A 12,951-nucleotide genomic window follows, 5' to 3' on the forward strand; every position below is an offset into this window, starting at 1 on the left:
CGCGGTTCGGATCCGGTGTCGCCGCCGTCGCGCCGCTCGTTGCTCGCAAACTCATCATGAGCGCTTCCGACATGATGACAATGAGCCGGCCCGGTCTTCATGCCAATGCGGAACGTTTCGGAAATGCGCACGGACGCATTTCAATTATTATCAAATCAATCAGACGCATCGTCTGCCTCACATGGCCTATAGCGACGGGTGGACCTCTCACAAATGCGGGCGAACGATGTGATGGATGGTTTTTAAAATGAAGAAAACATGGTTCTGGCTCATCGGCCTGTTGTCGCTCGCCCTCCTCTTTCTCGTCATCGCGCTTTTCCTTCCTGTCCGTGAGAATGTGCGGGTGAAACAGCCGCCGCTTGACGAAAAAACGATGAAAACCGTTGCGGCGCCCGCCAAAAAATCGGATCCCGCACAATCTTCAAACCGGGCAGAATCCGCCGCACCCGCCAACTCTGCGTCGATTCCCGTTCGGAAAACATCGGCGACGCTCGCCGCCGTCGGCGATGTCTTGATCCACGACCGCGTCTACAATGCCGCCCGGACGAAAACGGGATATGATTTTAAACCGATGTTCCGCACGGTTAAACCCATTATAAAATCAGCCGATATTGCGGTCGCCAATTCCGAATCGATCATCGGCGGCAGCCAAATCGGCCTGTCGACTTATCCGAGTTTCAACAGCCCTTACGAAGTGGCGGACGCCATGAAAGATGCCGGTTTCGACGTCGTGACCATGGCGAACAACCACACCTTGGACCGCGGCGTGGTCGCCATCGAAAATGCCATCCATTATTGGGACAAAATCGGCATGGTGCATACCGGCAGTTTTTTGTCAAAAAAGGATCGCGACACGATCCGGATCGTGTCCCGTAACGGCGTGACCTTTTCCTTTCTCGCGTACACGTATGGAACAAACGGCATTCCGACGCCGAAAAATCAGGATTATCTCGTCAACCGCATTGATCTTCCCTTGATACAAAAAGACGTGCAACAGGCCCGGCGGCTTTCCGATGTGGTCGTCGTTTGCCTGCATTTCGGGACGGAATATCAACGGGAACCAAACGCGGAGCAAAAGGCGCTCGTCCGGAAACTCGCCGACGCGGGCGTCGACGTCATTCTCGGCTCGCATCCCCATGTGCTGCAGCCGTATGAATGGGTGACCGGGAAGACGGGCCACCGGACGTTCGTCATCTATTCCCTCGGAAATTTTCTCTCCGGCCAGAAGGGATTATATAACCAAATAGGCGGCATCTTGCTGCTTAAGATCATCAAAACGGATGACGGCGTAAAACCAAAGATTGTCATTGAACATCCGAGATTCATCCCGACGTGGGTTCAACCCAAAACATACCGCGTGATCCCGTTGACGGAGGCCGGCCGCTACGGGCTCGGCCGCGCACAGGCGGTTTACAAAGAAACGTTGAAACATATGACGGAGGAAGCCGCCCATTGAGAGGCATTTTGGCGTCAGCGGGTAGCGCTGTATTTTGGGCGTTGCATGAAACGGAAGGGGTTTTTCATCCGCGTTTGTTCTTGTTATCATTGAAAAAAATCATGATTCTATGAGGATGGACGGACAGCCGCTTGCGATAAAGACGGCCGCTAGTCGCAGTATAAGAACGGGAGGATGATGGCATGAAGATCAGCGTATTAGGAGGCGGAAGCGAGATCGGCGCCTCGTGCCTGCACGTGGAGATGGCGGGGACGAGCGTCGTGATCGACGCCGGCATGCGGATGGCGGGGGACGACGCCTTGCCCGCTTTCGGCATGCTCGAGCAGCTGCCGAAGCCGGAAGCGGTTTTCATCACCCATGCCCATGCCGACCACATCGGCGCGCTGCCGGTTTTGCACGGGTTATACCCCGATGTCCCGATTTTCGCGACGCCCCCGACGGCCGACTTGATGAACATCATGTTGCGGGACGCTTATAAAATTTTGGAAGAACAATGTAAAACGGCGGAACGCCTCATGCCGTACACGGAAGAGCAAATGCTCGCCACCTTGGCGGATGTCCGGCTTTTTCCCGCGAGCCAACGCTTGACCGTCGGGAACCTGAAAGTGACGCTTTTTCGGGCCGGACACATCCTCGGCGCGGTCATGATTTTTCTGGAAGGGGACGGTGAAAGCTTGCTCGTGACCGGCGACCTTTCCTTTAAAGGCGGCCGGACGATTCCGGGCGCCCAAGTGCCGCCGAGAATCCGCCCCGATGTGGTCGTCATGGAGTCGACGTACGGCAATCGATTGCATACGGACCGGCATTTGGAAGAGAAACGGCTCGCCGAAACCGTCGCCGAAGTGGTTGCCGGCGGCGGCTTCGCGCTCATTCCGGCTTTCGCCTTGGGCCGTGCCCAGGAAGTGTTGCTCATCTTGCAAGATTACATGGACAAAAAACAGATTCCGGAATTTCCGATTTATGTCGACGGCCTTGTCACGCCGGTCAGCCGGATTTACCGCGATTATCCTCAGTATTTAAAGGGGCCGGTCGCGCACCGGATTCGGGTGAACGGCGACGCATTTTTAACGAACGGCCGTTGTCACGCCGTGGAACCGAGGGAGCGCGAGCAAGTGCTCGCGGGAAAACCCGCCTGCATCGTCGCTTCTTCCGGCATGCTCACCGGCGGCGCCAGCGTTTGGTATGCACAACGGCTCGTTTCTTCCGAAAAGAACGCGATTTTTATCACGGGCTATCAAGACGAAGAAAGCCCGGGGCGGAAGCTGCTCGCGCTCGCGGACGGAGAAGAGGACACCATTGAGCTCAACGGAACCGCGTATCCTGTGGCGTGCCGCGTCGATAAATACGGTTTATCGGCTCACGCCGATGCCGGCGAAATGACGCGTTTTATTGAAGCAGTCGAGCCGACCTACACCTTGCTCGTCCACGGCGACGAGGCGGCGAGGGACGAGCTGGCGCGCCGCTTGGATCCGCGTTTCCATCCAATTTTGGTTGAAAACGGGGAATCGTATCCTTTTTATGCAAGGCGTTCAGGGAAAGGGGTCGTCGGCAAACGGTACCGCGTGAATCCCGAACACCTCCGACTGCGAGACTGGATCGGTTCGTTGCTTTTGTACAGGGAAGGGGCGGGCGAGCCGTTGAAGCCGGCCCTTTGTCTGAACGTCCGGGCGAAGATGGGCACGCTTCTATGCGAATCGCCGAAGGGAAAAACGATCCAGTTGTCGAAAGATCAAGTCGTCGAGTCGGTCGGAAAATGGAGTCGCGCCGTCGGCGAGCTGAAGGCTGCCGTTGAGGCGGTTTTCACTTATTCGCGCCCGTTTTTGAAAGACGTACAATGGGAGCGAGTACCCGGACATCCCCTCTCCCTCCAGGAAATTTATGACGCGCTCGGCATCGGCGAAGAAGACATTGATAAGAGGATCGCGGTTGCCCTCGCTTTACAAGCGTTGCCCGACCGTTGTATAACCTATGATATGGAAGGCCGGCGCGGTTACCGGTTGGATGACGAAGCGAAGCAGGGGCTTCGGGATTTGACGTTGCCGATCCAAGCGCTAAAAATGGATCCGGCCCGGGCGATGGAGACGGTGCGCACCCTGTTCCGCTATCATCCGCGCTTTTTGCGGTGCGGTGCGGAACACGTCGGTTCGGCGGAGGAATGTTTGGTGGTCACTTTCGATTTTCCCGACGCGGTCAAAGCGGAAGAACGGCGAAAATGGGCCGATTTAATCTTGGAAAGGACGGGTTGGGTCGTGAAGTTTTCCGACTCGGTCCGGCAAGATGCCTTCCAACCTTTGATCGAATCGCTCCTCGGCCGCCCTGTGGACGCTCCGTCGATTCATTTGGCTGAACGTCGCGTCGTCGTTCATGGGCCGCGTCCCGATCAGGCGGAAACGATCGCGGCGGCATTTCGTAAGACGACCGGATTCGAATTGAAGTTTGCCGATGAAGTCAATAAAGCGGCGGAGGCCGGACCCGACGCGATCGCGCCGGATATCGGCGGCCGGCCGCTAGAAATCAATCAGGCGATTCAAGAGGCAAAGCGGTGGGCAGATGAGCTCGGAATCCGGCTTTATAAGGTCGGCGTTAAACAAATACCCGGTGCGGCGCTGATGGAGCTCCACTTCATCACTCCCGAAGTGGCGGCGCGTTATGAAAAGGATATGAAAGACCTCGCCAACCGGACCGGCATGCGGGTCACCTATGCGAAGCATCCGAAACAAAACGAAGTGATTCGCGTGACAAAAGCGGCCGTCCCCGATCATTGGGAAATCAAGGGGAATCCTTCCTTGCATACGGAACGGTCGGCCGTTGCTGTCAAGGCGGGCGTTGAACCCGACGAAGCGGAACGCGAAAGGGTCGCAGCCGAGATTAGAGAAAAAACGGGGTACGATTTGGAAATCACGCATTAAACGACGCTTGTTTTTAGAGTCCTTTTATGGACTCTCTTTTTTATAGCCGACGCTCAGCTGCGCGACAATACAAGGCCGCCCGCAAGGAGGGATCTGTCGCCTCGTATGATCTCCTCAATGGAAAGGTGTTGCACGGCGATTCCAATTAAAAATGTAATAGGTAGATTCGTGCCGCAAAAGGTATCACTGCTTTTGGATTCGGCCATTCGCAGATCCGGATGGATCAGCGCGGGATAGCCGGAAGCCGACCGGAGGTTCCATACAGATGTTTGCCCATTTTAACCGTACTAAAACCGCATAACAGAAATATGAATGTGAAAAACACCAAAGTGCCGGCATGGAAAATCACGCTCATGATGCGGCTTAAATGACGCCTTCTTTCCATTTGTATATAATTTATTTTTGGATTTTATCATTGTTTACTAGGGAGGAAAGGTGTATGAACGGAGAAACGCCTTTAGCCCGCGAAGCTTCTTCTGCGCGGAACCGGAACGCGGCCTTGGGCGCTGCTTTGTTTGTCGTCGTCGCGCTTCTCGGGCTTTATTGGGCCAAATGGAATCCATATTATCATAAAGCGTTCGTTGCCGCCCACGATCATTCCCTCGGCGCCTCGATTTTGGGCGATCGCCCGGGACACGGCGGCCCGTCGTTGCAAGCGGCCTGGGAATACGGGGTGACGTATTTTAAAGCGATCTGGAAAGCCTTCCTTGTCGCTGTCGTGCTTTCGTCGCTCGTGCAGGTCGCGCTGCCGAAGGACTGGATCCGACGGGTTCTCGGAAAAACGTCTTACGGGAGCACGCTCGCCGCGGGTCTCGTCGCCCTGCCCGGCATGATGTGCACGTGCTGCGCCGCTCCGCTCGTCGTCGGCCTCCGGAAACAATCGAGCTCCGTCGCCGCGGCGGTTGCCTTCTGGTTCGGCAACACGGCGCTCAATCCGGCCGTTTTAATATTCATGTTTTTCGTCTTAGGATGGAAGTTCACGCTGCTGCGCTTTATCTTTGGTCTCATTCTCGTCTTTGGATTGAGCTATTTGGCCGGACGCTTCGCCAAAGAACCGGCCGACATTCAACAGATGGTCGAAAGCGTCGAGAAGCCGGCGGATGAAAGCGGCCCCTTCGTATGGCGCTGGTTGAAAACCATCGTGGCGGTGGCCGCCACGACCGTTCCCGCTTATGTGCTCAGCGTCTTGGTTTTGGGCGGCTTGCGGGCATGGCTTTTCCCGGCGTTCAGCGGCCATTGGGGCAACAGCCTGCTCGTTGTCCTCTTGTTTGCGATCGTCGGCACGCTCTTTGTCATTCCGACCTCCGCGGAAATCCCGATCATCCAATCGCTCATGTCGTTCGGTCTAGGCGGCGGTCCGGCCGCGGTGTTGGCCGTCACGCTGCCGGTCATCAGCCTGCCTTCCGCGCTGATGGTCCGGAATGCCCTGTCCTGGCGCGTCTTGGCGTTCCTTGGCGCCGGCGTCGCCGTGCTTGGCTTCATCGCCGGTTTGATCGGCATGGTTTGGATCGGATAATAAAAAGTCGGATATGCGAAGCGGCAATCGTGCCGGTCCTTTTGCCGGCTATAAGATGGGGACGGGTGGTTTCCGTCCCCATCTTATTTTACATTTTTACGAAAAAATGGATGTTCCGCTTTCTTATGGAGGAGCCAGGCCGGTGCTCACGTGATTCTCCGCAGCACGAAGGTTCGCAGGGGGAATCGTTAAAAAGAAAGCGGGCGGCGGTTGATTCACTTAAAATCTCCGGGTGCTGCCGTTCAAAATATGTGCGGCGGCTGATGAACGCTTCTGCGTTTTCCGCATCAAAAAGGTAGCGATGGTATGGCATCGTTGCGGATGCGGTCGGCAAAAGTTCAAAAATCACACGGCGGATTGAAAACGATTTCTTTGACCGTTATAATAGATCCGTATAGGATGGCCGCGCTTTGGGCCGCCTTTTCGTGTTCATACATAATTAACGGGGAGCATAGCGCCGGTTTCCGGATTTTTTTATTCGGAACGGGCGCCGATCATGGTCATGGCGGTAACGGCTACATCGACTGTTTTACAAATCTTTCGGTTGATCATTAAGATGATGAAGTGGGGTCGACAGACATGGAAGCTAGCGAAATTGCATTTCAACTTATCTTGCACGGGGGCAATGCCCGTTCAAGCGCCATGATGGCCATACAAGCGGCAAAACAAGGAAACATCGAGGAAGCGCGCCGCCTTTTGACGGAAGCCGATCAGTCGTTGAGCGAAGCCCACGGCATTCAGACGTCGCTCATTCAGGCAGAAGCGCGCGGAGAAAAAACCGAAGTGGCGCTTTTGCTCGTCCATGCTCAGGATCATTTGATGAACGCCATTACGGTCAAAGACTTGGCCGGCGAATTGGTCGATCTGTACGCGAAAATAAAAGGCTGATGACATGCAGTCCGCACTTTGAGATGTGCTCGATTCCGAAACTTCAGCTTGATAAAAACGTTTCGGTTTATGGCATGCAGCGATCCCTGCGTATTGGTTACATCCGCCCATCGTTGAAAGCAATCTAAGGAGAGGCGCGGGAGGCCCGGGTTTCGTCCGAGGGAGCGTCGCAAGGAACGGTACCACCGCTTTAGGTTGCTCGTGCGGTTGCAGCTACAAAAACAAGGCGGGACGGAAAGGCGACATCGAGATGGCCAATCGGCCATTTTTTTTATGGGATTGTGCGATCGTGCGGCTGTTGGCTTTTTTCCCAGCTGTTCATTTGTTTTGATATAATTAAGAATTGTCAACATGTCGTCGGTAAAGGCGGATGATGCCGAAAACACCCTGTGTTTTGTGCGGCGCGGTTTTTCAGCGAGTGAAAAGTGAAGCGGTGTTTTTTGAGAGGCGGTTTATACGGAACGGTTTTACATTCAGCGATTGGGACAAGCCGCATGGTTTTGCACCGGCGGCGGAGACGAACTTAGCGGGAGCTGATCGATCGTGGTGAAGTATCGTCAAATTTCGGAGATCATTCGAAAGCGCATCATGAACAAAGAATATTCGGCCGATGAGCCGATTCCCAACGAAATTTCCCTCGCGGAAGAGTTTGGATGCAGCCGCATGACGATTAAAAAAGCTTTGGATGAATTGGTCATGAGGGGGCTGCTTTATCGGAAGCGCGGGCACGGCACCTTTATCGTCAAATCGGCGGTCGACAATGATTTGATCAATGTCACCGTGGATGAATCGGTCGGTTTGACCAATCTTTTAAAATTACAAGGAAAGAAAGTGACGAGCAAAATTTTGAAATTCGAGGTCAAGTTCCCCGACAAAGAGGTCGCCGATCAGCTGTCCATCGATTCAAAGACACCGGTCTATGAAATCATGCGCTTGAGATATGTCGAAGGCGAACCGTATGTCATTGAACATACGTACATGCCCGCTTCCCTTATAACCGGCATAAATGAAGAGGTGCTTCACTCATCCATTTACCGCCACATTACGGAAACCTTAAAGCTGACCATGGGGGGCTCGTTTCGTAAAGTCAGGGCCTGCAAGCCGAACGAATGGGATATTAAATATTTAGAATGCGCTCCCGACGACCCGGTTCTGGAGGTCGAACAGATCGGCTATTTAAATACGGGTGTGCCGTTTGAATATTCCTTCTCGAGGCACCGCTACGACAAGTTTGTCTTTACTTCGGTCAATATCCGGAGAAATTGAACGCCCTCGTTTTGATGGCCATTCCTGTTTGGATCGTTTGCAGGAAGCTCGCGTGAATGCCGATGCCTGTTTGCTGGTTTTCTGAACCGGTCGGTTTAGCTTGCCGAATCCGAAAGTTGCGCCGACGCGGAAAGAGGCGGGAAAGAAGCAAAATAAGCGGCGCCACGGCGGCCGGCACCCTAAGACCCGCATCCGACGGTCCCGGAAGGATGAGAGACGCGACAAAGCAGGTGATAAAACGCATCTTATCGTTTCGGTTTAGGCGATCGATCGACTTCCGGGACATCCCCGGCTCTTTGAGCGCCGTCAGCCGAAAGATCATGGCCTGTTTTGAATCTATGGAGAGACTTAAACAGAAGTCAACGCTATGCCCTTTGATAGGAAAATCATGGGGCGGTAGTCCGAAAACGTGCACGGGAGTCAGGCCTCTCCTGTGTTTATTCATTTTCGGCAGATCGTTTGTCGCCAAGATGAACGATGCAATCAATCGGCGTTCTCTTCTGTTGTCGCACGCCGCTTATCGGTGGTTGCAAGCGTCCCTTTTTCCGCCATGCTTCCTTCCTTTGTTGGACTTCATTTTATTCCCCTCATTGTTTCATTGCTCCCATTTATGGATATTGAACCGATCGCTAATTGGTTGAGCCAAAAAGGATGAAGATCTTGCATTGATTGTATTGTTGATTTTAAAAAATGACTAGACATTTAAATTTAAATGTATATAATAATTCTTGAAAGCGGTGCATGAAAGCGTTTTATTGAATGGAGAGGGGTTGAATGGGCGTGAAAAAAATCTTGTTGGCCTGCAGTTCCGGCATGTCGACGAGTTTACTCGTGACGAAGATGCAGCAATATGTGAAATCCATCGGTGATGAAGCGGAAATTTGGGCCGTCGGCCAAGATCAGGCCAAAGCCGAGATGGCGAAGGCGGACGTCGTGCTCATCGGCCCGCAGATGAGTTTCTTGAAAAGCGAGCTGCAAAAAGAAGCGGATAAATACGATGTAAAGGTCGATGTCATCGACATGGTGGCATACGGCATGGCCGACGGCAAAAAGGTCTATGAACAAGCGCTGAGATTGATGGGTGAAAACCAATGAACGAAGCCAATATCGACGTGTTGACCAACGAACAAATCGGTTTCCAGCTGATTCTTCACAGCGGAAACGCGCGCAGTAAAGTGCTTGAGGCGCTGCGCCAAAGCCGGCAGGGCGATGAGGCGCGGGCGGCCGCCCTCCTTAAAGAGGCGGAAGAGGATTTGAACCGCGCCCACCACATCCACTTTCAGATGATCCAAAGAGAAGCGAGCGACGAAAAAATCGAATTTTCTTTGATTCTGATGCACGCGGAAGATCATCTGATGTCCACGTTGACGATGAAGGAATTGGTCAAAGAATTAATCGAATGGGGAAAACAGCGCTTATAAAGGAAGGGCGTCGAGCGGTTCATATGGAACGCCGGCCAATGGCGTGCGGTGTACGGGGGCATGTGAATAGGCTCACTCGCTTTGCGACTTGGAAACGTCCGACTGCCGGTGTTTCGTCTGACCGCATCTTTGCCATGCGAAAAAACTTGGCCTTATCGCTCATTCTCGAAAAATGAGCGAACGCGAAAAGGGGGAGAACAGAATGAGTCAATCCATGTTCGACAAGTTGAGCCATGTCTTGGTGCCGATTGCTGGAAAACTGAACAACAACCGCTATTTGCAAGTGTTGCGGGATGCCTTTATGTTGGCTTTCCCGTTTACGATTTTTGGCTCCATCGCCGTGGTCATCATGAACCTTCCGTTCCTCGACAAGGTGATGAGCGAAGGCGCGATCAAGGCGTTGCAAGCGGCTCTCGGCGTGGCGCCGCAAGCGACGATGAATATCATGACCCTGTTTGTCGTCTTCGGCATCGGCTATTATTTATCGAGAAGCTATGAGGTGGAGAGCATCTTCGGCGGCGCGATCGCTCTCGTTTCCTTTTTAATGGTCACGCCGTTTTCGACGTCCGTGGAAGGAAAAGGAATCGTGGAAAATGTTTTGGCGCTGGACCGTTTGGGGGCCAAAGGCATGTTCTTGGGCATGATCGTTGCCTTTTTGTCCGCGGAAATCTACCGCTTTATCGTTCAAAAGAATTTCACGATCAAGATGCCCGCGGGCGTGCCGCCAGCCGTCGCCAAATCTTTTTCGGCCTTGATTCCCGCGGTGTCCACGCTGACCGTTTTTCTGGCCATTAACATCATCGTGACGCAAGTGTTCCATACCAATTTGCATGACGCCATTTATAAACTGGTGCAAACGCCGCTGGTCGGCCTGGGGAGCGGCATTATTGCGACGTTGATCGCGATATTCTGCATTCAAATTTTGTGGTTTTTCGGTCTCCACGGTCAGATCATCGTCAACTCCGTGATGGACCCGATCTGGAACACCTTGGCGCTGGAAAATTTAAATGCTTATACCAAAACGGGCCATGTTCCCCATGTCATCACCAAACAGTTCATCGATACCTATACCGTCGGCATGGGCGGAACGGGCATGACGCTAGCCGTGGTGTTCGCGATTTTGTTCTTCATGAAGAGCAAACAAATGCGGCAAGTGCCCAAACTGGCCATTGGCCCCGGGATCTTTAATGTCAATGAACCGGTCATTTTCGGGCTCCCGATCGTCATGAACCCGTTGATCCTCTTTCCCTGGATCATTGCGCCAATGGTGGTCACGCTCGTGACGTATCTGGCCATGTCAAGCGGTTTGGTTCCGCCGCCAACGGGCGTGACGGTGCCCTGGACCGTACCGATTTTCATCAACGGCATTCTGGCGACCAATTCGCTGGCGGGCGGACTGTTGCAGCTCGTGAACTTCGCCATCGTGTTGATCATTTGGTTCCCGTTCTTGAAGTTCATCGACCGGATGAACGTCCGCAAAGAACAGGAAGCGGAGGAGACACCGCAATCGCAATCAGCATAAATCGGAATACCAATCGAAGAAGGGGATACGGCATGGAAAGAGCAGACGACGGAATCAAGGACGTCCAATATCGCTTTCCTAAGGATTTTTGGTTGGGCGGCGCCTCTTCGGCGACCCAAATCGAAGGGGCGGCCAGAGAAGGCGGCAAAGGCCTGAATATCTGGGATTATTGGTTTGAGAAAGAACCGCATCGCTTTTATGACGGCGTTGGACCGGATACGACGTCCGATTTTTATCACCGCTACCGTGAAGACATCAAACTGATGAAGGAACTCGGGCACAACTCGTTCAGGTTTTCGATTTCGTGGTCGCGATTGATTCCCGGCGGCATCGGCGAGGTGAACCCCGAAGCGGTCGACTTTTACAATCGGGTCATTGACGAATTGCTCGCCAACGGCATTGAGCCGTTCGCCAATTTATACCACTTCGACATGCCTTTGGAGATGCAGCAATTGGGCGGATGGGAAAGCCGGAAGGTGGTCGAGGCTTATGCCCGCTATGCCCGCATCTGTTTTGAAAAGTTCGGCGACCGGGTCAAAAAATGGTTTACGCATAATGAGCCGATCGTGCCGGTCGAAGGGGGCTACTTGTACGACTTTCATTATCCGAACATCGTTGATTTCCGCAGAGCCGTGCAAGTCGCCTACCATACCATCGTCGCCCATGCCAAAGCCGTCAAGGCGTTCAGGGAGGCAAACATTAAGGATGGAAAAATCGGCATCATCTTGAATTTGACGCCCTCGTATCCGAGAAGCGAGCACCCCGCCGACCGCCAGGCGGCGCATATCGCCGATCTGCTTTTCAATCGGAGTTTTTTGGATCCGGCGGTTAAAGGGGAGTATCCGCAAGATTTGATCGATCTTCTGAAAGCGCACGGGTTTTTGCCGGTGACGCAAGAGGGCGATCTCGAGTTGATTAGAGAGCATACGATCGATTGGCTCGGGGTCAATTATTATCAACCGCGCCGCGTGAAAGCGAAGGAAACGCTGCCCAACCCTTATGCCCCTTTTATGCCCGAACGCTTTTTTGACAACTACGAGATGCCGGGGCGCAAAATGAACCCTTATCGGGGCTGGGAAATTTACGAAAAAGGCATCTATGATATTTTAATAAACTTACGAGACAACTACGGAAACATTGAATGCTTCATATCGGAAAACGGAATGGGCGTTCAAAACGAAGAACGGTTTATCAAAGACGGGATCATTCAAGATGACTACCGGATTGATTTTATTAAAGAGCACTTGAAGTGGGTGCACAAAGCGTTAAGCGAAGGCTGTAATGTCAAAGGCTATCATTTGTGGGCGTTTATGGATTGTTGGTCGTGGACGAACGCTTATAAAAACCGCTACGGTTTTGTCTCCGTGGATTTGAAAACGCAAAAACGGACGCCGAAGAAAAGCGCCTATTGGTTTAAAGCGTTCGCAGAAAATGGCGGGTTTTAAATGGAACGCGCTTGTCCCCATGGTGAGGCGTGAAAAGCGGGGGATAAAGAAAAAAGTCGTTCACTAAAGTTGGTCGCAGTGAACGGCGCGCGGTTGGAAAACGATTGGGTTTGTTTCAGCAGACAGGGGGTGTCATATAGTCGGTTAAAAGGATTAAGAAAGCGCCGGGTGTGCCGGCGCTTTTCCTTTTGAGTTGTCGTTTCGCCGATCGTTTTTTTTAAAGTTGAGATCGATCCGATGGGGCGCTTGTCTTTAGAAATTTACATGCGGGCGGTTCTTTGTCTCGCTCGTACAGTCGACTGAATGATCGATCCCGTTAAAAAGCAGACCGGTACATCCGAATTTGCGGACCTATGATTTGAAAACGCATTCATAAGGGTGTAGGCGCAGGCATATACATTTCCAAGGCCCTTTGATCCATGGGAGGACGGCCTTCAGCCGAAAGAGGTTTGGAGGCGGTTGGCCGAAACGGATCGCGCGTGGCGAAAAACAATCCTACATTCATAGGAAGCTTGCCGAACCGAAGGG

General features: G+C 53.0%; 10 protein-coding genes. 9 read left to right on the plus strand and 1 reads right to left on the minus strand.

Translation table 11 applies throughout. The features are described from left to right. The first annotated feature begins 247 nt into the window (after window positions 1–247). The 5 genes from CCB157_RS11930 to CCB157_RS11955 all read left to right on the plus strand — a co-directional run bounded on the left by CCB157_RS11930 (window position 248) and on the right by CCB157_RS11955 (window position 8,035). The gene (locus CCB157_RS11930; protein ID WP_238594695.1) at window positions 248–1,456 is read left to right on the plus strand and encodes a CapA family protein; all 1,209 of its coding nucleotides are present in this window, start codon (window positions 248–250) and stop codon (window positions 1,454–1,456) included. Between the two features lie 182 nt (window positions 1,457–1,638). Next, a complete protein-coding gene (locus CCB157_RS11935) occupies window positions 1,639–4,365 on the plus strand; it encodes an MBL fold metallo-hydrolase (RefSeq protein WP_077616114.1) in 2,727 nt (908 codons plus the stop codon). A 439-nt stretch (window positions 4,366–4,804) separates the two neighbouring features. Continuing rightward, window positions 4,805–5,881: a permease gene (locus tag CCB157_RS11940; protein WP_077616115.1), complete on the plus strand. Its 1,077-nt coding sequence runs from the start codon at window positions 4,805–4,807 to the stop codon at window positions 5,879–5,881. A gap of 579 nt (window positions 5,882–6,460) precedes the next feature. Continuing rightward, window positions 6,461–6,769, plus strand: coding sequence for a PTS sugar transporter subunit IIA (locus CCB157_RS11950; protein WP_077616117.1), 309 nt, complete (start codon window positions 6,461–6,463; stop codon window positions 6,767–6,769). A 543-nt stretch (window positions 6,770–7,312) separates the two neighbouring features. Then, on the plus strand, window positions 7,313–8,035 hold the full coding sequence (locus tag CCB157_RS11955) for a GntR family transcriptional regulator (RefSeq protein ID WP_077616118.1): 723 nt from the start codon (window positions 7,313–7,315) through the stop codon (window positions 8,033–8,035). On the opposite strand, the gene CCB157_RS11960 is transcribed toward CCB157_RS11955, so the two are convergent. Next, window positions 8,016–8,522: a hypothetical protein gene (locus tag CCB157_RS11960; protein ID WP_143287031.1), complete on the minus strand. Its 507-nt coding sequence runs from the start codon at window positions 8,520–8,522 to the stop codon at window positions 8,016–8,018. The two genes, CCB157_RS11955 and CCB157_RS11960, sit on opposite strands and share 20 nt — an antisense overlap. Window positions 8,523–8,815: 293 nt before the next feature. Between CCB157_RS11960 and CCB157_RS11965 the strand changes: the two genes are divergently transcribed. The 4 genes from CCB157_RS11965 to gmuD all read left to right on the plus strand — a co-directional run bounded on the left by CCB157_RS11965 (window position 8,816) and on the right by gmuD (window position 12,423). Continuing rightward, window positions 8,816–9,130, plus strand: coding sequence for a PTS sugar transporter subunit IIB (locus CCB157_RS11965; RefSeq protein ID WP_077616126.1), 315 nt, complete (start codon window positions 8,816–8,818; stop codon window positions 9,128–9,130). Continuing rightward, complete coding sequence (locus CCB157_RS11970; protein WP_077616120.1) at window positions 9,127–9,456, plus strand: PTS sugar transporter subunit IIA; 330 nt, start codon at window positions 9,127–9,129, stop codon at window positions 9,454–9,456. The genes CCB157_RS11965 and CCB157_RS11970 overlap by 4 nt, the downstream gene beginning before the upstream one ends. A gap of 202 nt (window positions 9,457–9,658) precedes the next feature. Then, window positions 9,659–10,978: a PTS cellobiose transporter subunit IIC gene (gene celB, locus CCB157_RS11975; RefSeq protein WP_077616121.1), complete on the plus strand. Its 1,320-nt coding sequence runs from the start codon at window positions 9,659–9,661 to the stop codon at window positions 10,976–10,978. Between the two features lie 32 nt (window positions 10,979–11,010). Beyond that, on the plus strand, window positions 11,011–12,423 hold the full coding sequence (gmuD, locus tag CCB157_RS11980; RefSeq protein WP_077616122.1) for a glycoside hydrolase family 1 protein: 1,413 nt from the start codon (window positions 11,011–11,013) through the stop codon (window positions 12,421–12,423). The last annotated feature ends 528 nt before the right edge of the window (window positions 12,424–12,951 follow it).

It is taken from the genome of Caenibacillus caldisaponilyticus (assembly GCF_002003465.1).
Lineage (GTDB): Bacteria > Bacillota > Bacilli > Bacillales > Sporolactobacillaceae > Caenibacillus > Caenibacillus caldisaponilyticus.

Excerpts from the sequence above, each read along its gene's own strand:
- celB (WP_077616121.1), top strand. The coding sequence starts at position 9,659 with ATGAGTCAATCCATGTTCGACAAGTTGAGCCATGTCTTGGTGCCGATT.
- gmuD (WP_077616122.1), top strand. The coding sequence starts at position 11,011 with ATGGAAAGAGCAGACGACGGAATCAAGGACGTCCAATATCGCTTTCCT.
- CCB157_RS11940 (WP_077616115.1), top strand. The coding sequence starts at position 4,805 with ATGAACGGAGAAACGCCTTTAGCCCGCGAAGCTTCTTCTGCGCGGAAC.
- CCB157_RS11935 (WP_077616114.1), top strand. The coding sequence starts at position 1,639 with ATGAAGATCAGCGTATTAGGAGGCGGAAGCGAGATCGGCGCCTCGTGC.
- CCB157_RS11970 (WP_077616120.1), top strand. The coding sequence starts at position 9,127 with ATGAACGAAGCCAATATCGACGTGTTGACCAACGAACAAATCGGTTTC.
- CCB157_RS11930 (WP_238594695.1), top strand. The coding sequence starts at position 248 with ATGAAGAAAACATGGTTCTGGCTCATCGGCCTGTTGTCGCTCGCCCTC.
- CCB157_RS11950 (WP_077616117.1), top strand. The coding sequence starts at position 6,461 with ATGGAAGCTAGCGAAATTGCATTTCAACTTATCTTGCACGGGGGCAAT.